The organism is Mucilaginibacter jinjuensis (genome assembly GCF_028596025.1).
Taxonomy (GTDB): Bacteria; Bacteroidota; Bacteroidia; order Sphingobacteriales; family Sphingobacteriaceae; genus Mucilaginibacter; species Mucilaginibacter jinjuensis.
In genome coordinates, this window is record NZ_CP117167.1 from 4,517,485 (window position 1) to 4,542,145 (window position 24,661).

At 42.6% G+C, this 24,661-nt stretch carries 21 protein-coding genes; 15 read left to right on the forward strand and 6 right to left on the reverse strand.

Annotated features, from left to right (window positions below; all coding sequences use genetic code 11):
* The first annotated feature begins 119 nt into the window (after positions 1-119).
* Positions 120-1,130 (forward strand): chitinase, encoded by a 1,011-nt coding sequence (locus tag PQO05_RS19570; protein ID WP_273629127.1) that lies wholly within the window; start codon positions 120-122, stop codon positions 1,128-1,130.
* 269 nt (positions 1,131-1,399) lie between these two features.
* Here PQO05_RS19570 and PQO05_RS19575 read toward each other — a convergent pair whose 3' ends face one another.
* The 4 genes from PQO05_RS19575 to PQO05_RS19590 form a co-directional block, all read right to left on the reverse strand.
* On the reverse strand, positions 1,400-2,152 hold the full coding sequence (locus PQO05_RS19575; protein ID WP_273629128.1) for a hypothetical protein: 753 nt from the start codon (positions 2,150-2,152) through the stop codon (positions 1,400-1,402).
* Between the two features lie 555 nt (positions 2,153-2,707).
* Complete coding sequence (locus PQO05_RS19580) at positions 2,708-3,424, reverse strand: ABC transporter ATP-binding protein (protein WP_273629129.1); 717 nt, start codon at positions 3,422-3,424, stop codon at positions 2,708-2,710.
* A 50-nt stretch (positions 3,425-3,474) separates the two neighbouring features.
* The gene (gene gatC, locus PQO05_RS19585; RefSeq protein ID WP_273629130.1) at positions 3,475-3,801 is read right to left on the reverse strand and encodes an Asp-tRNA(Asn)/Glu-tRNA(Gln) amidotransferase subunit GatC; all 327 of its coding nucleotides are present in this window, start codon (positions 3,799-3,801) and stop codon (positions 3,475-3,477) included.
* A complete protein-coding gene (locus PQO05_RS19590; protein WP_273629131.1) occupies positions 3,798-4,529 on the reverse strand; it encodes a lysophospholipid acyltransferase family protein in 732 nt (243 codons plus the stop codon). Before PQO05_RS19590 ends, gatC begins: the two co-directional genes overlap by 4 nt.
* A gap of 39 nt (positions 4,530-4,568) precedes the next feature.
* On the opposite strand from PQO05_RS19590, the gene trpS reads away from it, so the two are divergent.
* The 7 genes from trpS to yidC all read left to right on the forward strand — a co-directional run bounded on the left by trpS (position 4,569) and on the right by yidC (position 13,910).
* Positions 4,569-5,564, forward strand: a complete 996-nt coding sequence (trpS, locus tag PQO05_RS19595; RefSeq protein ID WP_273629132.1) for a tryptophan--tRNA ligase — start codon at positions 4,569-4,571, stop codon at positions 5,562-5,564.
* A gap of 99 nt (positions 5,565-5,663) precedes the next feature.
* Positions 5,664-6,278, forward strand: a complete 615-nt coding sequence (locus tag PQO05_RS19600; protein WP_273629133.1) for a deoxynucleoside kinase — start codon at positions 5,664-5,666, stop codon at positions 6,276-6,278.
* A gap of 96 nt (positions 6,279-6,374) precedes the next feature.
* Positions 6,375-7,103: a 3-deoxy-manno-octulosonate cytidylyltransferase gene (gene kdsB / locus PQO05_RS19605; RefSeq protein WP_273629134.1), complete on the forward strand. Its 729-nt coding sequence runs from the start codon at positions 6,375-6,377 to the stop codon at positions 7,101-7,103.
* Positions 7,104-7,391: 288 nt separating this feature from the next.
* Entirely contained in the window at positions 7,392-8,522 is a 1,131-nt protein-coding gene (locus PQO05_RS19610) for an FIST signal transduction protein (RefSeq protein WP_273629135.1), read from the forward strand.
* Positions 8,523-8,551: 29 nt separating this feature from the next.
* Positions 8,552-10,087 (forward strand): response regulator, encoded by a 1,536-nt coding sequence (locus tag PQO05_RS19615; protein ID WP_273629136.1) that lies wholly within the window; start codon positions 8,552-8,554, stop codon positions 10,085-10,087.
* 379 nt (positions 10,088-10,466) lie between these two features.
* Positions 10,467-12,077, forward strand: coding sequence for a CTP synthase (locus tag PQO05_RS19620; protein WP_273629137.1), 1,611 nt, complete (start codon positions 10,467-10,469; stop codon positions 12,075-12,077).
* A gap of 18 nt (positions 12,078-12,095) precedes the next feature.
* Complete coding sequence (gene yidC, locus PQO05_RS19625; protein WP_273629138.1) at positions 12,096-13,910, forward strand: membrane protein insertase YidC; 1,815 nt, start codon at positions 12,096-12,098, stop codon at positions 13,908-13,910.
* Between the two features lie 361 nt (positions 13,911-14,271).
* On the opposite strand, the gene PQO05_RS19630 is transcribed toward yidC, so the two are convergent.
* Complete coding sequence (locus tag PQO05_RS19630; protein WP_273629139.1) at positions 14,272-14,814, reverse strand: hypothetical protein; 543 nt, start codon at positions 14,812-14,814, stop codon at positions 14,272-14,274.
* 234 nt (positions 14,815-15,048) lie between these two features.
* Between PQO05_RS19630 and PQO05_RS19635 the strand changes: the two genes are divergently transcribed.
* The 3 genes from PQO05_RS19635 (at position 15,049) to PQO05_RS19645 (ending at position 18,851) form a co-directional block, all read left to right on the forward strand.
* Complete coding sequence (locus PQO05_RS19635) at positions 15,049-17,067, forward strand: tetratricopeptide repeat-containing sensor histidine kinase (protein ID WP_273629140.1); 2,019 nt, start codon at positions 15,049-15,051, stop codon at positions 17,065-17,067.
* A gap of 254 nt (positions 17,068-17,321) precedes the next feature.
* Positions 17,322-18,293 carry a GlxA family transcriptional regulator gene (locus PQO05_RS19640; RefSeq protein WP_273629141.1) on the forward strand — a complete coding sequence of 324 codons (972 nt, stop codon included), beginning with the start codon at positions 17,322-17,324 and terminating at the stop codon, positions 18,291-18,293.
* Between the two features lie 165 nt (positions 18,294-18,458).
* Positions 18,459-18,851: a pentapeptide repeat-containing protein gene (locus tag PQO05_RS19645; protein ID WP_273629142.1), complete on the forward strand. Its 393-nt coding sequence runs from the start codon at positions 18,459-18,461 to the stop codon at positions 18,849-18,851.
* Between the two features lie 63 nt (positions 18,852-18,914).
* Here PQO05_RS19645 and PQO05_RS19650 read toward each other — a convergent pair whose 3' ends face one another.
* Complete coding sequence (locus PQO05_RS19650; protein ID WP_273629143.1) at positions 18,915-19,316, reverse strand: winged helix-turn-helix transcriptional regulator; 402 nt, start codon at positions 19,314-19,316, stop codon at positions 18,915-18,917.
* 106 nt (positions 19,317-19,422) lie between these two features.
* Between PQO05_RS19650 and PQO05_RS19655 the strand changes: the two genes are divergently transcribed.
* From PQO05_RS19655 to PQO05_RS19670, 4 genes are all read left to right on the forward strand, one after another.
* Positions 19,423-19,794 carry a DoxX family protein gene (locus tag PQO05_RS19655; RefSeq protein WP_273629145.1) on the forward strand — a complete coding sequence of 124 codons (372 nt, stop codon included), beginning with the start codon at positions 19,423-19,425 and terminating at the stop codon, positions 19,792-19,794.
* 134 nt (positions 19,795-19,928) lie between these two features.
* Positions 19,929-20,528, forward strand: coding sequence for an FMN-dependent NADH-azoreductase (locus PQO05_RS19660; RefSeq protein ID WP_273629146.1), 600 nt, complete (start codon positions 19,929-19,931; stop codon positions 20,526-20,528).
* A gap of 112 nt (positions 20,529-20,640) precedes the next feature.
* Positions 20,641-22,077 carry an outer membrane protein assembly factor BamB family protein gene (locus PQO05_RS19665; protein ID WP_273629147.1) on the forward strand — a complete coding sequence of 479 codons (1,437 nt, stop codon included), beginning with the start codon at positions 20,641-20,643 and terminating at the stop codon, positions 22,075-22,077.
* Positions 22,078-22,257: 180 nt separating this feature from the next.
* Positions 22,258-24,642 (forward strand): ABC transporter permease, encoded by a 2,385-nt coding sequence (locus PQO05_RS19670; RefSeq protein WP_273629148.1) that lies wholly within the window; start codon positions 22,258-22,260, stop codon positions 24,640-24,642.
* The last annotated feature ends 19 nt before the right edge of the window (positions 24,643-24,661 follow it).

A 24,661-nucleotide genomic window follows, 5' to 3' on the forward strand; every position in this document is an offset into this window, starting at 1 on the left:
GATTGTGCAATTAAATAATTTTTACACTTGTTTTTAGCAGATGTGAATAATTATTTAAATGTTTACACTTTAAACTTAACGCCAGGATTACAATCCTATTTAAAAACTACTATTTAGCTATGAAACCATCTGCTTTAGCTGTTAAATTTAATTCTCTTTTTCTCGCCTCGCTCTTAGTTGTAAGCGTGAGCTGCGGTTATACCGATAAAAAATCGCAAGCGGCAAAGTCAGCTCCGGCGGCAGTTGCACGGCCTTCGGTTTCTACCCTTATTTCCGAGAAACAATTTAATGATCTTTTTCCGCAACGCGATAAATTTTATACCTACGCCGCATTTATTAAGGCAGCCAATGATTTGGCCAATATTAAAGTGAAAGTAACCCGCCGGGCAGTTTCTGTTTACCAATTGGCACGCACGGATAAAACCACAGGCAAAACCACTATCGTCCGCCAGGACCCCGACTGGAATGAGAACTGGGCCAAAGTAAAACCCGACAGTACTTACACCATTGACTACGGCGAATTTTGCAGTGAGAAAGACCCGGCAAGTAACAAGAAAGAGCTGGCAGCCTTCTTTGCCCAGATAGCCCACGAAACCCGTCACGGCGAAAATGGCGCTTATAATGATGGGTTAATGCTGATACACGAGAATAATACCACACTCAATTATTTTGGCGACAGCGACGAGTACCCTCCAGTTGCCGGACAAAAATATTACGGCCGCGGCCCAATGCAGATCAGTTATAACGGTAATTATGGCTATGCCTCAGATTGTATTTTTGGCGATCATAAAGTACTGCTGAATAACCCTGCATTAGTAGAAACAGACCCGGTAGTGGCCTTTAAAACCGCCATCTACTTCTGGATGACCCCACAGACCAAGAAACCATCAGCACATGATGTGATGGCCGGCAAATGGCAACCCAATGCTAATGATACAGCCAAAGGCCGTAAACCTGGTTTCGGTATGATCATAAACATTGTAAACGGAGAGGTTGAATGTAACCACGGCGAAAACATGTACAACATGAACGACCGGATTGGTTTTTATCAGTACTTTTTGAAAAAATTGGGTGTATCTGATCCTAACTGTGTATGCTCATGTGCTACTATGCAGCCATATCATTATTAATTTCGGAGGTCGGATTTTCGATTTCGGATTCATTTGTCATTGCGAGCGATAGCGTGGACAACCGACCGTAGGGAGCTCATTAATACCGATGAGAACAAGCACATTATTAATATTCTCGTAGTAAGCAGATCCGATCTGTATAGCTACGGGATTATTAATGTTGTATTTGTTTTTTTGCAGGTATTAATGAACTCTCTACGGTCGGTTGTCTTCGTACCTCGCAATGACAAATTTTTCCTGTCTGGTTTCTTGGCTCTTGTTTCTTGCTTCTAAAACTTAGAAGTATGCGTATACAGAATCTTGTAATCGTTATTCACTTCGTTATAAAGCTCGAGCGAAAAATCAGCAGCATCGTAGCTTGCTGAAGCAGCCGTAGTAGCAAAATCTGCAAAAGATGTGGTGTTGGTATGGAAACCTTTATAATCAGCCGTTTTAAAAGTAACACTCGAAAATTTCACTACATATTGCACCTTATTGTTTGTTTTATAAATTGTGCGTGCTATGTACAGGTTTTGATAAGGCAATGATGCCGGCAGTTTCACCTCAAAATATGGATCGGTTGGCAGGGCGGCTATGGCGAAGGAAATATTCAGATCTGCATTGTAATAAATATAATTAGCCTTCCAGGTGTCAAACTGGTTGCCTGTTGGTGCCAGTACCGTTCCTCCGGTTTGAGTATCAACCGAACCAGCTAAACGGTACATGTGCCGGTCGCCATTGGTATCTGCAGCTGTGTATAGTTTTGTTAAGGTTGTATAAGTGGTAGTCTTTAAGCCCTTTAGCGACACGCTATAGAAAGTACCTGCCCTGATAGCTTTTTTAGTAATGGTATCGGTACCGTTAATGAAGGTAGTGGTCATAGAATCGGTTGAAGTAATAGGCACCCCGGCACTTGAAAACGAAACCTGTAACTGCGTATCAACAGTAGAAACATCATCACCCGGATCTTTTTTACAAGAAGTGAATACCACAGCAACAAGCAATAAAAAAGCGGGGAATTTAATCAGGGAAAAATTATTCATAAAGCGTTTCGGCACTATTTAATCAGCTATAAACCAATAGTAAACAAAAATATAGAAAATTATGTAAAGAGAGCCAAGAATGCATTTTTCAATTTTGTCATTGCGAGGAGGAACGACGTGGCAATCTCGTCGCCAATCATTTATCGAAGTGAATAGCCATTCTGTATAGCTACGAGATTGCCACGCTATCGCTCGCAATGACAAATTTGATAGGAACGTAAAAGGCTGAACAGAAGAACCCCTAAATACACTAATAATTGTGGCATCTTAATTTTCGGATAGCACTACATTAGCCTCGGCACACCCTTCAATAGAAAATTGAGCAGCCACGAGTTTTCTTTTTGGTACTTTTTCTTTTGCGGAAAAAGAAAAAGTACATCCACTAACGATTAATAATTCACTCTACCCTTCCTAATGAAAAACAGATTTCTGCGTTATTAAAGTCAGTGATTGTAGGTCTCGGATTGCTTCGCTATCGCTCGCAATGACGTAATAGTATGAACGTTATTTATGAAAGGAAGTCCCGATTCTTGACTCTCGATTCCTGATTCTATACTAAACCACCGCTCTCTCAACCCTCGCAATATTCTCATTAGCATAATCCTTCTCAATCAAACCGTCGCGCATACGTACAATACGGTGGGCGTGCAGGGCGATGTCTTCTTCGTGGGTGACTAAAATGATGGTGTTTCCTTTGGCGTGGATATCTTCGAGCAGGCCCATAATCTCTACCGAAGTTTTGGTATCGAGGTTACCTGTCGGCTCATCGGCCAGGATGATAGAGGGGTTATTGATGAGCGCACGGGCCACGGCTACACGCTGGCGTTGACCGCCCGAAAGTTCGTTGGGTTTGTGATCTATACGGTGACCGAGGCCTACGTTCTCTAAAGCAGCTTTAGCTCGCTTTTCACGATTTTCTTTACTTATGCCAGAGTATACCAGTGGTAGCGCAACATTATCTAATGCACTGTTACGTGGTAATAAGTTAAATGTCTGGAATACAAAGCCGATTTCTTTGTTGCGTACTTCGGCCAAATCATTATCAGTCATGTGGCTTACATCTATGTTGTTAAGCACATAACTGCCTTTGGTTGGGGTATCCAGGCAACCCAAAATATTCATCAAAGTTGATTTACCTGAACCAGACGGCCCCATCAGCGCCACAAATTCGCCCTTATTAATAGTTAACGATACCGATTTCAACGCATGAATTACTTCTGCGCCTATAACATATTTACGTCCGATATCATTAATAGTAATTAGTGGCTCCATATATGGTTTTTTGTTTTTGGACTGCAAGCCCCTACCAAATGTTACAGCGCTTATACACTTTTATCTGCTTTACCATCGGCATGGTTACGGGTTTCAATTACCTTAGGTACTAAAAAGTAATTCTCATCCCGCTCTGGTGCGTTTTGCAGGGCTTCATCGTGTGTAATCAACTCTTTTACTTCATCCTTGCGGAAAACATTCACCTCTCCGGTCATGTAAACAAGCGGCTCCACGCTGCTGGTATCAACCTCGTTCAGCTTATCCATAAAGGTTAGTATCCGGCTCATATCGGCCATTAACTGCTCTTTTTCGTCGGCACTAACTTCCAGTCGCGCCAGGTGTGCTATCTTGTCTACGGTATCTTCGGTAATTTTCATTGTTGTTCAAACTTTTGCTGCATCAGGCTATACACTTCGTCGCGCAGGCTATCAGCATCATCCAGCGTTAAATGGGCTGTTTCTATCGGCTTATGTACAAATATATTGCATATTCCTGGCTTGCTGCCATGTTGCAGGCCTGTATCCCACAGCATTTGCCAGGTGTTTAACGAAGTTACAGGAATAATCGGAATTTTAAATTCAATAGCCAGCCGAAACGGGCCATTCTTAAACTCGTGCAGTACCGGTGGATAATCATCAGCGATCTTCCCTTCAGGGAAAATAATGAGGCTCATTCCTTCTTTTAACCTTTCAGAAGCCTTTTTAAACGCCCGGAACGATGACATTTTACTTTCGCGATTTACCGGGATATCAATTGTTTTAAAAAACAAATTGGTTACAAAGCTATCCAGCAACTCTTCCTTCCCCATAAAACAATAATTGCCTTTGGTGAGCAAACTTGCGCTGGTAATATCGAGGTTAGAGGTATGGTTAGGGCAAACAATGTAAGTTTTACTCCAGTCTATAGGCTTCTCATATTGAAACCGATAGATAAAGCCACTCAATAACGATGTGCTGAAACCCCAGATCTTCCGAAAAAAATTCATGCCCTGATAACGCGATGGTTTTCTTGAGCAGAAGTACAGGAATGGCCAGATCAGGAAAAATATTACAGAAACTATAAAGATGTAAAACCAGGTATGTGCTTTCTTCAATATCAATTTCATCGACACCAAAAATAGAAAAATTCCTTACTTTCGCACCCTATGGAAACTGTTGTTAGCGGTATTCGGTCTACAGGTAAGTTACACCTGGGCAATTATTACGGAGCCATCCAAAACTTCGTAAAAATGCAGCACCAATACAATTGTTATTTTTTTATAGCTGATCTGCACTCATTAACCACGCACCCTACGCCCGGCGATTTGCACGGCAATGTAAAAAGTGTGCTGGTTGAATATTTAGCATCAGGCATCGACCCCGAGAAATCTACCATTTACATCCAAAGTGATGTACCCGAGGTTGCCGAATTATATCTTTATTTAAACATGAACGCCTATCTGGGCGAACTGGAACGCGCCACATCTTTTAAAGATAAAGTACGTGCCAACCCCGATAACGTTAACGCCGGCCTGCTTACCTACCCTGTGTTGATGGCTGCCGATATATTGATTCACAAAGCTACTAAAGTGCCTGTGGGTAAAGATCAGGAACAACACCTGGAGATGGCGCGTACCTTTGGTAACCGCTTTAACCGTTTGTATAATAACGAATACTTCCCAGAGCCTTATGCTTTTAGCTTTAGCGAGAGCCTGGTAAAAATTCCGGGACTGGATGGCAAAGGTAAAATGGGAAAATCTGAAGGTGAAGCCAATGCTGTTTACCTTGCCGACGCACCAGAAGTGATTCGCAAGAAAGTAATGCGTGCCGTTACTGATGCAGGACCAACCGCTGAGAACCAGGAAAAACCACTGGAAATACAAAACCTGTTCGATTTACTTAAAGTAGTATCGACACCAGATACACACGATCATTTTAACGATCTGTACAATAAAATGCAGATCCGTTATGGTGATCTGAAGAAACAATTGGCCGAAGACATGATTATCGCCACCGCCCCTATGCGCGACAAGATCAACGATATTGCAGCCGACAGCGATTACCTGCGCAAAGTAGCCCGCCACGGTGCCGATAAAGCCCGCGAAAGTGCACAACGCACCATTAAAGAGGTAAGAGAACTAATTGGGTTCAGGAATTTTTAATTTAGTTACTCAGTTATTAGGTTATTAAGTTATTTTCACAAGAATATTACTAATCCTTAGAACCAATAACTTAATAACACAATAACTTAACACTACACCATGCACATTGCCGTTGTTGGAAACATAGGAGCCGGAAAAACCACACTAACCGAACTGCTGGCCAAAAATTATGGTTGGGAACCGCTTTACGAAGCTGTTGATAATAACCCCTATCTCGAAGATTTTTACGGCGATATGAAACGCTGGAGCTTTAACCTACAGATCTACTTCCTGAACAGCCGTTTCCGCCAGATTGTGGACATCCAGAGCGGCGGCAAGGATGTAATACAAGACCGTACCATTTACGAGGACGCTTTCATCTTCGCAGAAAACCTGCACGATATGGGCTTGATGGCAGGTCGCGATTTTGAGAATTATAACAACATTTTCGAAAACATCACCTCATTCATTAAACCACCGGATTTACTGATCTATTTAAAAGCTTCTGTGCCTACACTGGTAAACAACATCCAACGCCGTGGCCGCGAGTATGAGATTGGCATCCGTTTGGATTACTTATCTAAGCTAAACGAGAAATATCAGAAATGGATAGATGGTTATAAACTGGGCAAACTATTAATCATCGATAAAGATAACCTCGACTTCGCCAACAACACCGAAGACCTGGCCAGTGTTATAGAAAAAATAGAACGCGAAATACACGGGTTGTTTTAGTTATGAGGTTCGAGTTTTGAGTTACGAGTTGTTTTACTCAGACCTCAGAACTCACTATTCAGTACTCGCAACCCGAAACTCAAAACCCGCAACTAAATGAAAGTCCTCGGTATCATCCCTGCACGTTATGCTTCTACCCGCTTTCCGGGTAAACCGCTGGTTGATATTGGTGGCAAAAGCATGATCCAGCGGGTGTATGAGCAGTCTAAAAAGTGTGTATCCATCAGCGAAGTTATTGTAGCTACTGATGATGACCGTATTTTTGAGCATGTGCACGCTTTTGGCGGCAAGGCCGTAATGACTTCATCCGAACACCAAAGCGGTACCGACCGTTGCGCCGAAGTTGCCCTGCTACATCCCGAATATGATGTAATCATCAATATTCAGGGTGATGAACCTTATATCGATCCTGAACAGCTCACCAAAGTAGCTGCCTGTTTTACTGATCCTGAAACACAATTAGCTACGCTGATCAAAAAGATTTTAACGGACAACGAACTGCACAACGTTAACTCGCCCAAAGTAATTATCAACCGTTTTGCCGAGGCTATTTACTTTTCACGTTCGCCCCTGCCACATATCCGTGGTCAGCAAACTGCCGACTGGCTTCAGCACTTTACCTACTTTAAACACATCGGTGTTTACGGCTACAGGGCCGATATTTTACAGCAAATTACCAAACTGCCTATCTCTTCACTGGAAAAAGCCGAAAGCCTGGAGCAGCTTCGTTGGATTGAGAACGGCTATCGCATTAAGGTTGCCGAAACTGAACTGGAAACCCATGCTATAGATACGCCGGAAGATTTATTGAAGCTAAAAGTTTAGCTATCTGTCTTGTCATTCCGAGTGTAAACGACGAATCTTCTTCGCCATGTGCAAGCGTAGAAGATTTCTCCTGTCGTCGAAATGACAAATTTTAGCATGTTTCTCGTTTCAACCCCACTCCTTTTTAGAATGAACAAGATGAACAGTATATAAGTTAGCTCCAAACTTATTCTGCATCAACACGTTAAAACTATTTACAACCTGAGGGTGTTTCTTATCATAAACTTAGTACCGGGCCTTCCCGTAATAAAAAGCTATATTTAATTATCTGCTTAACCTGTTTGTTTTATGAAGATACAGCAGCACCATTATTTAAACGGCACCTGGCTCGACTACTTGTCGGCCGACTTTGATGCGCATCAATGCCAACTGGTATTGGCCTTTGGCTCGGCAGAAAATGTGCAGAACGAAACCGTGTTTACCCACCTGAAGCAGAATTACCCTTCGGCCAACATTATTTTATCATCAACTGCGGGCGAAATTATTAACGATAACGTTTTTGACGAAAGCGTAGCCGTAACAGCTATTCAACTCGAAAAATCGCGCTTAAACTGCGTAAAAACTACCGTTAAGGAACATGAGAGTAGCTGCGCCGCAGGTAAGTTCCTGATCAATAACCTGGATAAAAATGGCTTACGCTTTGTTTTCGTGATATCAGATGGGATGCATATTAACGGTAGCGATTTGATAGCCGGTATTAATAGTGAGCTGCCCGAAGGCGTGTTAGTTACAGGCGGACTGGCTGGAGATGCCGATCGCTTTAACCATACCTATACCGGTTTAAACGCCGCAGCATCAGAAGGTAATATTATTCTCACCGCATTTTATGGTGATGAGCTGCAGATTGGCCACGGTTCATCAGGTGGCTGGGACGAGTTTGGCCCCGAGCGCACCATCACCAAATCTGACAAAAATGTTTTGTATGAAATTGACGGCAAAAATGCCCTCGACCTGTATAAACAATACCTGGGCGATTATGTGAACGAACTGCCGGGTTCTGCCCTGCTGTTCCCTATTTCGTTGCATATTAAAGGATCTTCGGACAACTTGGTCCGCACCATATTGAGTATCAATGAACAGGATAAAACCATGACTTTCGCGGGTAACCTACCCGAGGGTAGCAAGGTGAGGTTGATGAAAGCCAATTTTGATAAGCTGATAGATGCCTCATCAAAAGCAGCGGGCGATGCCGATACCGAAAACCCACAACTAGCCATACTTGTAAGTTGTGTAGGCCGTAAGCTGGTATTGCTTGATCGTACCGACGAAGAAATTATGATTGTAAAGGAAGCTCTTGGTGATGCCGTTAAGGTAACGGGCTTTTACTCGTATGGTGAACTATCGCCTTACAATAATAAATCGCAATGCGAACTACATAACCAAACCATGACTATCACAACTTTATCAGAAACAAACTAACGTATCAGAATTTTCGTAATTGCCCACAGATGGATTTTCATTACCTGCTTAATAAACAAATACAAAAACAGCTCCCGGCCGAATACCTGGAAGATGAGATTATTAAGCACTTTTTAACCACCATCAATAATTCGTACAATAACTTCGATAAAGCCAAAAAACTGGCCGACCACGCCTTTCAGATCAGCGAGCAGGAGTACCAGCAGGTAACAGCCAATTTGCATGATCAGAACGAGCTGAAATTAAAATCGATCTCGCAATTAAAAGAAGCCATTAAAGCGCTTGATCCCGATTCTACTTTTAACATGTCGGATACGGATGACGATATGATGAATGTGATCCGTTTTCTGCAGGAAAGAATAACCAAGGCTAAAGAACTGGAGATAGAATTGATCCATGCCAAAGATGTTGCCGAAAAAGCTGCTATGGCCAAATCGCAATTCCTTTCAGTAATGAGCCACGAGATCCGCACGCCGATGAATGCGGTTATCGGCTTTACGCATTTGCTGCTACAGCAAGCCCCCAAGCCTTCGCAAATGGAGTTTTTAAGGCTGCTAAAATTCTCTGCCGAAAACTTATTAGTGTTGATTAATGACATCCTCGATTTCAGCAAAATAGAAGCAGGTAAATTGGAGTTTGAGAATGTGGATTTCAACTTAAAAGATCTTATTGCCAATATCCGCCTGTCGCTGCTGCAAAAGGCCAACGAAAAAAATATTCAGCTTAAGTTAATGATTGACCAGGATTTACCCGATGCCGTAATTGGCGATCCGGTACGTTTAGGCCAGATACTCACCAACCTGGTAACTAACGCCATTAAGTTTACCGAAACGGGTAAGGTTACCATTTCGGCAACGCTATCTTCGGCTGATAAAGATAATGCCGTGATAGATTTTGAAGTGGCCGATACCGGTATCGGGATACCCAAAGACAAACAAAACGATATTTTCAATAGCTTTACCCAGGCCAGTTCTGATACAACCCGCAAATATGGCGGCACAGGCCTCGGCCTAACCATTACCCGCCGCTTACTGCAATTGCTGGAAAGTGATATTTATGTAGATAGCGAAGTAGGCAAAGGATCGAAATTTTACTTTAGTTTATCATTTAAAAACAGTGCTATAAAGTTAAAAAGCAGCCTGTACACTGATGAAAATATTAAGCAAAGAAGCTTACAGGGCACCCGCATATTAATTGCTGAAGACAACCAGATTAACGTTATACTGGCCAGGCAGTTTATGAAACAATGGCAGATAGACTGCGATGTAGCCGAGAACGGCGAAATTGCCTTATTGCTGGTGCAAACCAACGATTACGATATGATACTGATGGATTTGCAAATGCCCGAAATGGATGGCTACCAAACCACAGAAGCCATACGTAACTTACCTGGTATAAAGTATCAGAAATTGCCCATCATCGCCCTCACTGCCTCGGCCATGCTCGATATCAAAGACCGCGCCTTTACCGTGGGTATGAATGATTATATCAGTAAGCCCTTTAACCCTAACGAGCTGTATAAAAAGATAGCTTCGTATAGTGGTAACAGAGAAAGGTTAAATTAACATTTTTTGTCATTCAGAGCGATAGCGAAGAACCGACCGGAGAGAGTTCATTAATACTTTATAAAAACAAACAACTCATTAATAATCTTCTTCGCATTGTTGGTCTCGAACCAGAATTTACTGAATTAAGGAATTAACAGAATGCTGCCGCAAGTTTAGTAAACCGTAATTACGACAGCAGAGTAGAAATTTTCCTCGCAAAAGATTTTTCGCTATCGCTCTGAATGACAAGTATTTTTGTCCAAAATTCAGCAAATTCTTTAATTCTGTAAATTCTGATTCCAGACAAATTCCTTCTATTCACATTTTGTCATTTTCTCCACACTTACACCAAACCCGGTAAATTTTCTTACTTTTGTATCCCGTACACGAGAAATTTATGACTAAATATATATTTGTTACGGGCGGCGTTACTTCGTCGTTAGGGAAGGGTATTATATCCGCTTCTTTAGCCAAATTGCTTCAATCGCGCGGGTATCGCGTAACCATCCAAAAGTTTGATCCTTACATTAACATCGACCCGGGTACGCTAAATCCGTACGAGCACGGTGAGTGTTATGTAACCGAAGATGGTGCCGAAACCGACCTTGACTTAGGCCACTACGAGCGTTTCTTAAATACGCCAACTTCACAGGCTAACAACATTACCACAGGCCGTATTTACCAAAATGTAATTAACCGCGAGCGCGAGGGTGCATTTTTAGGTAAAACAGTACAGGTTGTTCCGCACATTACAGATGAGATTAAACGTAATTTCAAAATTTTGGGCGAGAGCGGTAAATACGACATCGTGATCACTGAAATTGGTGGTACCGTGGGCGATATCGAATCATTGCCATTTGTTGAAGCCGTACGCCAGTTCCGTTGGGAATTAGGTTCGCACGATTCATTGGTGATACACCTTACCCTGGTGCCTTTCCTGGCTGCTGCGGGCGAATTAAAAACCAAGCCAACCCAGCACTCGGTTAAAATGTTGTTAGAGTATGGTATCCAGCCAGATATTTTGGTTTGCCGTACCGAGCACCACTTAACGCAGGATTTGCGTAAAAAAATCGCTTTGTTCTGTAACGTAAACGTAAATGCAGTTATCGAATCTATCGATGCTTCTACCATTTACGATGTGCCTTTGCTGATGCTGCGCGAGCAATTAGACAAAACCGTACTGAGCAAATTAAAACTACCATCTAAAAACGAACCCGATCTGGAAAGCTGGAAAGACTTTCTGGGCCGCTTAAAAAACCCTACTGCCGAAATTAGAATTGGTTTAGTGGGTAAATACGTAGAGCTTCCGGATGCTTACAAATCAATCACCGAAGCCTTTATCCACGCGGGCGCTAAAAATGAGTGCAAGGTTAAGGTTGAATATATCCACTCTGAGCAATTAACCGTAGGCAATGCGATTGACAAATTAAAAGGCTTACATGGTGTACTTGTTGCACCTGGTTTTGGCGAGCGTGGTTTCGAGGGTAAAATTGAAGCCATCCGCTATGTGCGCGAGAATAATATTCCGTTCTTCGGTATCTGTTTAGGTATGCAATGTGCCGTTGTTGAATTTGGCCGCCACGTACTGGGCTTAAAAAATGCCAATAGTACTGAGATGAACCCTGAAACTCCATTCCCGGTTATCGGCATGATGGAGGATCAGAAAAACATTACAGCCAAAGGCGGTACCATGCGTTTAGGTGCGCAGGATTGCGATTTGAAAAAAGGCACCAAAGCGGCTGCAATATATGGCAAAACCCGCATTAGCGAACGCCACCGCCACCGTTACGAGTTTAATAACGAGTACCTGAAAAGCTACGAAGAAGCAGGCATGATCCCATCTGGTATCAACCCGGAAAACAATCTGGTAGAGATAATTGAGCTGAAAAATCACCCATATTTTGTGGGCGCACAGTTTCACCCAGAATTAAAATCAACAGTAGCAAATCCTCACCCACTTTTTGTTAACTTTGTCGCCGCTTCGCTGGCCTTTGCCCGCAAAAAATAATTGTACGATAAATAAGTAATGGATAAAAATACGTTCACAGGACTATTCCTGATCATGCTGATTATGGTTGGCTCATTCTTTTTGCTAAAGCCATCAGCAGACGAAGTTAAAAAAGAGCAGGAAAGAGCACACCTCGATTCACTTAAGCGCGCCGGCATTGTTGCAAAAACTGCCAAAACAGATACAACTGCCGCAGCCGCTGCCAAAGCAGGTGCGGTTGATTCGGCCTTGTTAAAAACACCTTTCGGTGCTGCAACTGTAGGTACCGAGCAACTGATTACGTTAGAGAACAAAGACGTTAAGTTAAAAGTGAGCACCATTGGTGGCCGCATTTACTCAGTTGAACTGAAAGAGTTTAAAACTTTCGACGGCAAACCATTGATCTTGTTTGATGGCGCTGATAATCACTTCGGTTTTAAATTTACAGCAGGCGGCAAAGCTATCAATACAGATGAGCTGCACTTTACCCCTACTACACCACAGGCTAACAACGGCGCGTTAACCATGCGTTTAAGCTACAGCCCAACCCAGTATATCGATTATATATACACCATGGGTGCCGAGTACAAGGTTAACCTGCAAATTAAACCGGTAGGTCTGGAAGCGGTTATCAACAATGGCAACACGCTGAACCTTAACTGGTCTGCAAGCTTACACCAACTGGAGAAAGCCATTAAAATTGAGCGCCAGTATTCAACCGTTTACTATCATAACACAGAAGGTGCTGTTGATTACCTGAGCGAATCAAAAGACGAAACCAAAGATTTTGGTGCTGATGTTAAAAAAGTGGATTGGGTTGCCTTTAAACAACACTTCTTCTCAAGCGTATTATCATCAAAAGGGGGCTTTGCAAAAAGCTCATTAGGAGTTGCTACAGATCTGGCATCAAAAGATGTGAAGCAAATGAAAGCAGATGTAGTTTTATCTGCAGATGCATCAGGCGCTTACCCGGTTGAGTTTTACTTCGGTCCAAACAAGTTTAAAACTTTACAGGCACAGGGAAATGATTTCGAAAAGATCATCAACTTAGGCTGGGGTCCATTGAAATACATTAACCGTTTTGCGGTGTTACCGGTATTTAACTTCTTACAGCAATTCGGCTGGAACTATGGTATCATCATCCTGGTGCTTACACTTTTGCTTAAGCTGGTACTTTCTCCGCTTACCTACAAATCATACCTATCAATGGCTAAAATGCGTGTGCTGAAGCCGGAAATGGACGAGATTAAAGCTAAAGTTGGCGAAGACAACCCTACCTTATTACAACAGGAGTATTTGAAGCTGTACCGTAAAGCCGGTGTTAACCCGCTTGGGGGTTGTTTGCCTTTATTGCTGCAAATGCCTATCGTAATCGCATTCTTCCGCTTCTTCCCGGGCTTGTTCGAGCTGCGTGGACAAAGTTTCTTGTGGATGCACGATTTATCGACTTACGATACCATCTTAAATTTCCCTGCATTGCCATTATTAGGTTGGGACCACATCAGTGCTATGTGTTTACTGATGACTATCTCTACCCTGATCTATACGTATTTTAATAACCAGATCTCGGGTGCTACAGGCCAGATGAAATATATCGGATACATCTCTCCGCTTATTTTCTTCGGCGTACTGAACGTTTACCCTGCCGGTTTGAACTACTACTACTTCCTGGCCAACATGATGACCTTCTTACAACAATACCTGATCCGTCAGATGGTTGACGACAAGAAGATCCACAGCCAGATCCAGGAAAACAAAAAGAAACCTGAAGACACCAAGAAAAAGAAAAGTGGTTTCCAGGCACGTATGGAAGAAATGATGCGCCAACAAAACCAGGCACCAAAGAAAAAGTAATTGGTAATTGGTGAGTGGTTGATTAAGTTCACACTCAAGATATAAAAAAGGCTTTCAGAGATAATCTGAAAGCCTTTTTTGTTATACACCATATTTTTGAACCAGAATTTATAGAATTTGAGAATTAACAGAATATTAATCCCCTATCTGTCATGCTGTCCTGATAGCTATCGGGATTGTTTCAGCACCTCACAGAACAGGTTACAAACTTGTAGGTTTAACATACAGAGCATATTTTATACTTAGCAAGTGGGATGCTGAAACAAGTTCAGCATGACATGGCGGTACAAAAAAAGGCAGGGTCCTTTCATCAAGATACCCTGCCCGAACACAAGATAGGCTCTACCCTATCTATAAATCTTTATAACTGAAAACCGTATGCTACACGAACGCCAATTGTGCCATAGTTATTGCCATCGCCGGTAAAACTATCGTAGCGTACACCTACATCCCAGTGCCTGTTAGCCCAGCCTGCAGATGGTGCAAGGATCAGTTTAGTTTGTCCGTCTTTAAACAAGCCATGCTCCAATACCTCGAAACCGGCACCAGCTTCTCCCGCGATATAAATATGTGGTGCGATAAAGCCTTTAACACCACCTTTCAATGGTATTACACCGTAGCTGGCATAACGCACATCGGTACCTGGTATGGTTTTGCTGAAAAAGTGATCGCCACCAGTCTCAAACAATACTGCAAAATTATTGGTGATACCATATTGTAAGCGGCCTGTACCGCCAAGATTAAATGTAGAATAGTTATGTGCATTACCGGTAGGTACGCCGGCTGCAACGCCCAAACTAAAAGTAAAAGCATTGGCAGGTGTAGTTTGTGCTTTTACCTGGGTTGTAACAAATAAAGCTGCGGCTGCAAACGCTACGGCTATTAGTTTTGATAGTTTTTTCATCTGTAATTGTAATTAGATAATATTCGTTTATTGATATTACTGCCACATTTACAGATAGGTTGCCTCCGTTAAAATTTATTTTTAATAAATAATGTTACTGATGTGGCTGCTTTTTATAAAATTGTCATCTGCATGAAATTAATTTAAACGAAAATATTTAACACTCTTCATTAATAAATAATAAAATTTATCTTTGCTTTAACCCTAATTAAATTGGTTTTGCCCGGCACAACTATGGCAAAGTGTGGATTTATATTTTTACTCATTATCAGCTTATTTGCCGCCCCTGTTGTAAGGGCGCAAAATACAGCTATTGCAAAACCCGCCAAGCCGCTTTCTCAGATAGAGAAGTATAACAAACTCATCAGTCTTTACCGTTACGAAAATCCCGACTCGGCTTTAATATATGTGAGCAAAGGCCTCGAGTTGGCAAAAGCAACCAGTGATACTGCCGGTAAGGCCATGATATTAAACCAGCTGGGCATGATTAATGATAATCGCGGCCAGTTTACAGAATCGCAGAATAATTATCATGAAGCCTACAGCCTGTATAAATCTGTTGGCCAAACCAAAGGGATGGCCACAGTTACTATACGTTTGGGCGTTGTTGAACTGCGTAAAGGCAATTATGATAAGGCTATCGCATTTTTTCTGCAAGCACTGCAACTAAGCGAAAGTATCAAAGACCCAATGGGTATAATGGAAGCCAACATAACCCTGGGCGAAGGTTACATGGGCCAGCATAAATATGATACAGCACTGCGTTATCTTAAAACAGCCGAAAAAATCAACAATACGCTCCCCTTATCAAACTTAACATTTAACCTGTTTAATGATATTGGTGTTACCTACCGCGAAACCGGCCTTTTAGAAGAAGCCAAAGATTACCTGGAAAAGGGCATCAGCCTTAGCAATCCGCAACAGTACCAGGGCCATAATATTACCCTCACCAATGCCCTGGCTACTATTTATGCCAAAGAAGGCAATACCGAATATTCGATCGTCCTGCAAAAACAGGCTTTGAGGAAATCGATACAGATCCATAATTACATCCGCCAGCTACAAACCTTGAACGGACTGGCCGGCAGTTATGAGAATATTAGTGTTGATAGCAGCCTAAGTTACCTCTACAAGGCCAAAACGCTTGCCGAAGGCCGTCAGGGCTACAAGCAGGTAATAGATGCCTTGCAGGGTATCTCAGAGCTTTACACTAAAAAGGGGGATTACAAAGCGGCCCTTGATGCCAAAAATGAAGAGTATAACCTGGCCGACAAATATTTCTACAAAGAAATGTCGAAACAGGTAAACAGTTTACAGAACGATTATGAGTTAAGTAAATCACGGGCTAAGGTGCAGGAGCTGCGCTACATTAATATTCACCAGGCGCTGGAGCGTAAAATTATAATGGCTGTAGCTATCGGGGCTATTTTGATACTGCTGGTTATTGGTTATTCTAACTATCGTACCCGTTCACTTAATAAAAAGCTGCGCAATGCCAACGCCAATCTCGATGAATCGAACCAGTTGAAGGATAAACTTTTCTCTATCCTGGGGCATGATCTGCGGTCGCCGTTTGTATCGGTAATTAATCTTTTAGAGTTGATTGATGATGAAGACCTGCCTGCCGATACCCGCAAGGAAATGGTGACAGAGCTATCAACAACCAGTAAAGCCGCGCTCGAAACCCTTACCGGCTTACTCAAATGGGGCGAAATGCAAATTAAAGGTGTGCGCCTTAACCGCCACGAATTTGTGCTTAAACCTATAACCGAACGGGTATTGTTGCTCTTGGCCGGTGCTGCCAATTTTAAGCGGATCGGAATTAAAAATAATATCTCCGACGATTTGATCCTGCTTGCAGATAAAGACCATGTTGAGTTTGTATTACGTAACCTGATTTCAAATGCCATTAAGTTTACCAGTGTAGGCGGGCAGGTAACCATCAACTCATTTTTTGATCCACAAAGTAATATAGCAACCATTACTGTTGAAGATACCGGCGTTGGTATTGCACCCGATCGGTTGAATTCTATTTTCAGCCTCAATAATATCAGCAGCAATGGTACCTATAACGAAAAGGGTACCAGCCTAGGCCTGCTAATGTCGAAAGAGTTTATAGATGCCAACGAAGGCTCTATTGGCGTAAAAAGTACCCCGGGAGTAGGTTCAGTGTTCTCTTTTACACTTAAAGCTACTATCACGCAAGAAACCCCGGTTGATAATAAAGAAAAGAAGCCGGTAAGCAAATTGTAAGCCACATTGTCGCCACATCGTCATTGCGAGGAACAGCCTGTCCCGAATTTACTTCGGGAAAGCAATCGCGAACTATACAGAGTGACTCTGCTTATCGGGGATTGCCACGCTATCGCTCGCAATAACGTGCTTTATCTCACACTTTTCCCTGATAATCAATTCATCATTCTTAAAAGCGATATAAAATTTAATACAACAGGGCTATTCGGGACAGAAAAAATTATATAGCTTTACCAAAACCAATAAACCAGGTTATGATAAACTTAGGTATTTTACTAACCCGTCAATATAGGTTGCTAAGCGTGGCCGCCATGCTGGATGTATTTCAAACGGTTAACAAGCTGGCCGAATATGCCGGACAATCGCCTTATTTTAACATCAGTTTATTACGGGCTGATGAGAGCGCTTCACAAGCTACCGACGCTTTGATCAACGACCAGATCTACCACATCAGCCAGGCCGAAAAGCAGGATATTATACTGATACCTGCATTTGGTACCGAGCAAACCCAGCAGGCTGTGCAGGATAATCTGGATTATATCCCTTGGCTGCGCAATCAGTTTGCTAATGGTACACACATTGCAAGCTTTTGTACAGGTGCGTTTTTATTGGGTGCTACAGGTTTGTTAAACGGCCGCGCGGCAACTACGCATATCGATGCCTGCGGCGCATTTTCGGCCACATTTCCTGATGTAAACCTGTTGCCTTACCAGGTAGTTACCAGCGATGGTGGCATTTACACCAGCGGCGGTTCAACATCGAGCTTTCATTTAATGCTGCACCTCATTAAACTATATTGCGGCAGTGAAATGGCTATCCGTACGGCCAAAATATTTTCGATAGATATGGACCGGAGCCAACAGGCCTACTTCGGTACCTTTGCACCATCACAGGATCATAACGACGAGCTGGTGGCTATGGCCCAGCAGAAAATAGCAGCTGCTTACCACGAGCCTGCCACTATCGAGGAGATGATCAAAGACATCCCATCGAGCAGGCGCAATATGGTACGCCGTTTTAAACAGGTAACCGGCTACACCCCTATCGAGTACTTACAGAATTTACGGGTTGAAGGCGCTAAGAAATTACTGGAACAAACCAACCAGCAAATGACCGAGATTATGCTCAACTCGGGCTACAACGACCCGAAAGCATTCCGCAAAGTATTCAAGAAAACCGTAGGCATGACCCCAACCGGCTATCGCGAAAAATTCCAGGTCAATTGAGTGTCAGTTGCCGGGTGTCAGCTTTCAGTTGCCGGGAGCTCCTCCTCCTATTACATATAACCAAACTTGTTCCAGATAACTGATAAATCGCAACCGATAACGCACACCGGCATCTCGCAACTCGCAACACACAACTCGCAACTCGCAACTCGCAACTGAACCAAAATGGAGAAGATAAAAATCATAGACGACAACAAAGTACTGGACGTAAAACGTTCGAACATCGATCATTCGGAGTTTCAGATGGTTTGCTCAACACATCTGTTATTTAAGGATGTGAACATGGCCAATTGCAAAATAACAGATGCCAATTTAAGCGACCTTGAGATTGAAAACGCACAGTTGGGCGGCGCTTATATCCATAACATCGGCATGCCGCCCAAAGGCCATCCCAACTATGATGCTAATGTTGAACAGCGGCCATTAAAGTTTGAGGATTGCGACTTATCAGGCAGTACAATAACTAACTGTAATTTGAGTGGGTTGGATATCAGCAATTGCAATATTACAGGCCTGCGGATTAATGGTATTTTGATTGAAGAGCTTTTGAAGAAGTAGCAGTGGCGAGTGTCAGTTCTACAAGTGAAGTTCCTCCGACCTCCGACAACCGGCATCCGACAACTAACCTCTTTTCCGGCTCGCTACAATCCTTTGGCGGTGCTGTATTCCCCAGTCTCTCAACTCTTGCATCACCTTGTCCAACGTTTGGCTGTAAGGCGTTAGCTGGTAGGTAACGGTTACCGGGGTTGTTGAATATACCTTGCGGACTACAAACTCATTCAGTTCCAGTTCCTTTAATTCTTTGGATAAAATTTTGGGCGTAATATCACCTAATGCCCGCTGGATATCTTTAAAGCGCTGCGGCCCGTTTGTTAAAGCTACAATTAGGGGCAGCTTCCATTTTCCGTTTAATACGTAAAGCGCATCCCTAACGCCTGCTATGGCTACACCGCAAGCTTCGGCAGTATGTTCTGGCCATACTACGGCTTCATTTTCATCAATTTCTGTTGCTCTTTGTAACATGTACAAATGTAATTACTATCCAAAAGGATACCGGTATCCTTTTGGATAGTAGTATCCTTTAGATAGTAAAGGTACTTAAGTTTGCATCATTAAATACAAGTAAATAATGAAAGCAACTAAAATTACGTACTGGATAACCACTGCAATAGTGGCCTTAATGATGCTTTATTCAGCATCAGCATACCTAACTCAACCCGCCATGGCTGCCGCCTTTCATCACCTGGGCTATCCCGATTATTTCAGGATCGAACTCGCCATCGGCAAAATAATAGGTGCAATCTTACTACTTGTCCCTTTGGCTGCACGCATCAAAGAATGGGCTTATGCCGGTTTTGCCATCACCTTTATTTCGGCATTTATTGCCCATACTGTTTCGGGCGATCCGGTTGCTAATCGCATCATGCCGGTCATCTTTTTAATTCTGCTCATCGTTTCATATATCACTTACCATAAACAGCGCAAGGCAATAACCGCATAGTTTAATATTAAAACCGGCCAACGTTTGCCCTTCTGATTAAAAAAATCAGGCTGGGTTGGCTTGCCTTTGTCCAAAAATTCTTAATCCATGCATTATTAATAAAACACCAAATAATTAAAAATTCAATTCCAAAAATGAAAAAGATCCTTCATGTTATTTCGAGCCCTAAGGGCGATGCATCATTTAGCATAAAATTGGGTAATGCTATTATAGAAAAAGTAAAAGAAGCTAATCCGGGCAGTACAGTTACAGAAAACAACCTCGCCAAAAAGCCGTTGCCACATTTGGAAGAAGCGCAACTTGCCTCGTTTTTTACTCCGGCCGAACAACGTACACCTGAAAACATTGAAGCCATTAAACATTCTGACGAGGCCATTGCCCAGTTAATGGACGCAGACGTAGTTGTAATTGATGCGCCGCTTTATAATTTCAGTATTCCATCGGGGCTTAAAGCCTGGATAGACCATATTGCACGTGCCGGAGTTACATTTAAGTACGACGAAAATGGCCCCGAAGGTTTGGTTAAAGGCAAAAAGGTATACATAGCCCTGGCATCGGGTGGTGTTTACAGTGCCGGACCGATGCAGCAATATGATTTTGCAGCACCTTACCTTAAAAGCCTGTTAGGTTTTATGGGTATGACAGACCTAAGCGTGTTTAGAGTTGAAGGCGTAGCTTATCCAAATTTGAAAGATACAGCGCTTGAAACAGCCGTAAACAGCATTATTTTATAATAAAATTGCCAAATAGTTAAAAGTGAAAGTATTTGTTGTAAAAGCGCAACAGATGCTTTCACTTTTGCGTAAAGATGGCTGTTGAGTGAATTCAACCACACTCAGTCTGCCGATGAAAAACATAACCCACAACAGCGTAAAACGCTGTATAGGAATACTTTGCCTAATCGCAACTACTGTTATCCAATCGTGCAAAACCGAACGATTAGATGGCGGTAACTTTGTTGAACCAACCGATAAATCGGTTGTAGCCTTTTCGCTTAAAAAACCAGACAATACTACATTCAGGTCTTCCGATATCAGCACTACTATAGGCGCCGATACCATCAAAGTTTATGTACCCGGCCAAACAGATCTAACCAAATTAATTCCCGACATTTCTATCAGGGCACATGCGATAACACCTGCTAATGAAACCGTACAAAATTTCACCAAACCTGTTAAATACGTTGTAAAGGCCGAAGATGGCAGCACAAAAACCTATACCGTAGTGGTAAAACTAAGCCCGCTTAAAAACATTGTGTTTGCAGGCAGTAACAACAAAGTTTTTTATGCGATAGATGCCATAGACGGCCAAAAGATCTGGAGCTACAGCGACCAGAAAAACTTTTGCTACTCGAGCCCTATATATTACAATAACACGGTTTATGCAGCTGCTGATAATACTCTGTATGCTTTTGACGCAGCAAGCGGCAAAGTGAACTGGACCTTTGATACCGGCAACAAAATTAAAGCCGCCCCTGCTTACGATAATGGTGTGGTTTATTTCGGCAGCTACGATCATCATTTCCGCGGGCTTGATGCCGTAACCGGCGCAGTAAAACTGGATATTACCGAGCCTGATGATTTAAACACTACAGCAAGCATTGTAAACGGCATTGCTTATATCAGCAGCTCTACAGGCAGTGTTTATGCTATCAATTTAAGCAAAGCAACTTCTACAAGAATATTCAAGACAGGGGGCGCAGTAGCCGGATCGAGCCCTACCGTTGCTAACAATGTATTATATATTGGCAGTGATGATAACAACATGTATGCCCTAAGTTCAGGCAGCGGACAGTTAAAATGGAAGTTGGGCACCGATGGCATCTCGGCAGGCTTTACACATCCATTTGTAACAGGCGGCGTAGTTTATTTTGGTACAGCCCAAAGCATGGATACCACAAGCACAGCCTTAGGCAGCATGTACGCTGTTGATGCTAATACGGGTTCAGTTATCTGGAAGGCTCTTGAACATAAAGGTTTTTACAGCAGCCCTATTGTATCCGGCAATTCGGTTTATGCCACTTGCTTTGATAGCTACATGTACGCCCTAAATGCCAAAAATGGCAGCGTGCTTTGGAAATCGCTTATTTACCCCAACAGTAATACCACTTCTACCCTTGCCGAAGGTTATGTATTTGTAGGGGGCGGCACCGGCAACCTGTATGCTTTAAACGCAAATACCGGTGCCACCAAATGGACCTTCCCGATGCCGGGGAACACTTTTACATCGGCACCTTGCATCATTGGCAGTACGGGTTTGGTTTATGGCAGGCAAACTAATTAATCTGATTGTAGCTTAGATAGCCTACACCTGGCTGGCTATTGCGCCTGTTTAAAAGCGTACGTGCCACCGTCCGTTTTCGTACACCGAAAAATGGGCAAACTGCCACAGTAGTGCAGAAACATCGTTTTTTTGAATGGCACTGGCATTGATATCAGTATATTGATTCAATTTTCCAGACCTATGTTCAGAAACCTATTTAAAACCGCCTGGCGTAATATTTTCAATAATAAATTTTACACCTTCATCAATATAGCGGGGCTTACTATTGGCCTTGTAATTGGCCTGTTCATTTTACTTTGGGTACAGGACGAATTAAGTTTCGACCGCTTCAATAAGCAGGCCGATAACATTTATAAAATAGGTATAGTTGGCGGTACCGGCCCTACAAGGCAAATCTTCAACAACATTATTGCCCCGGTAGTACCATTTGCCAAAAATGAGATACCTGATGTTAAAGATGGTTTCCGCATTAACAATGCAGGCGAAACCCCAATAAAATATAAAGATCAGGTATTCCTGGAAAAACAGCTTGCTTTTACCGATCCTGCATTTTTTTCGATGCTCGATTTTCATCTTATCGATGGCAACGCTAAGAAACCTTTCCCCGATAATAATTCGGTAGTGATTACCCAATCCACAGCCAAAAAGTATTTCGGCAATGCAGAGCCGGTTGGCAAAGTAATTACGATTGATAAATTCAGTTTTACTGTAACGGGTATTATTAAAGATGGGCCCACCAATTCGAGCTTTAATTATAAGTTATTAGCACCGATTGGCTTTTATAACCATATTGTTTATGTAGCACATACCACAGCCTATAATGATGTACGCGTACCTTCTATGGATGCCGACTGGGGTCAATTTAATTTCGAAACTTACTTGCTTTTAAAACCCGGTGCCGATATACACCTGTTGGAGAAAAATTTACAGCGCATCCACGAACGCCAGAAACCTGACGACGCACCTGTACCCTACCTTGCCCAGCCCCTGTTACAAATGCACCTGTACAAAGCCGATGGTACGGATAATGGTATTAGCACAGTCAGGATATTTGCATTGGTGGCCCTGCTAATCCTTATTGTAGCCAGTATAAATTACGTTAACCTATCAACAGCACGGTCTATACTGCGCGCTAAAGAAGTAAGCATGCGTAAAATTATTGGCGCAAGCAAAATGCAGTTGTTTATGCAGTTTATTGTGGAAACAACGTTGCTGTTTATGATGGCATCTATACTGGCTATCACTATTATGTATCTGTTGCTGCCCGCATTTAATGATTTTTCGGGCAAACAGCTAACACTCAACATCAGCAATTATCATATCTGGGAATGCATAGGTACCGCGCTTATTGCAACATTGGCGGCTTCAAGTATATATCCGGCCCTGTTACTTTCATCATTCGAACCATTAAAGGCATTGAAAGGCAAGATTACAGCAAGCATAAGCAATGTTGGTTTTAGGCGGGTACTGGTTATAGTGCAATTCACCGTATCCATTGTGCTCATTATCGGTACGCTGATTATTGGCAATCAGCTCAAATATATTCGTAACAAAAATTTGGGCTATGATAAAGAAAACACGCTCTCATTTAATATCCGTGAAGATATGGTTAAACATTACGATGCCATACGTGCCGACCTGCTTAAACAACCTGGTGTACTTGCGGTAGCACGGTCGGGAAATAATATTGTGCATTATGATAGCTGGACCGGAGATAATGATTGGGAGGGCAAACCGGTTAATTCAAACCTGTTATTTCACCCGGTGGTAACCGACCAAAATTTTATACCATTTTTTAAAATGAAAATCGCTTCCGGCCGCAACTTTAGCGGTTTGGCGGCAGATTCAATGAACTATATTATAAACGAGGCCGCCGCAAAAGCAATGGGATTGAAGGATCCTGTTGGTAAACAGATGCGCGTTTGGAAAAATAAAGGCACCATAATTGGCGTAGTAAAAGACTTCCATTTTAACAGCCTGCGCCAAAAAATTGAACCGCTTGTAATGTTATATGATCCCAAACAAGCCTGGCGGGTTTATATTAAAACCACCGGTAAAGATGCTTCTAATGCCATCATAGCAGCCCAAAAAATCTGGAAAAAATATAATACCCAGCAAGTCCCTATAAGCTATGCTTTTTTAGATGATGATTATAATAAGCTGTATAATACCGAGCAGCATACGGCTTCTTTGTTCAACTTGTTCTCGGCTATCACCATCACCTTGTCGTGCCTTGGCTTGTTCGGTTTGGCTACTTATACGGCACAGGTAAAAACACGGGAAATTGGCATCCGCAAGGTATTTGGCGCCAGTATCGTGCGTATTGTGGCCTTATTGGCTACCGAGTTTATGCTGCTGGTAGTAATTGCCCTGTTTATTGCTGTGCCGGTATCGTGGTATGCCATGAACAAATGGTTGTTGGATTTTGCCTATCGTACCAACATACAATGGTGGCTGTTTGCGGTTGCAGGGGTTGGCGCTATTGCCATTGCGTTTATTACCATCAGCGTTCAATCTATCAAGGCGGCGCTGGCAAATCCAACCAAAAGTTTAAGGAACGAGTAAACATCAATACAATGTACGA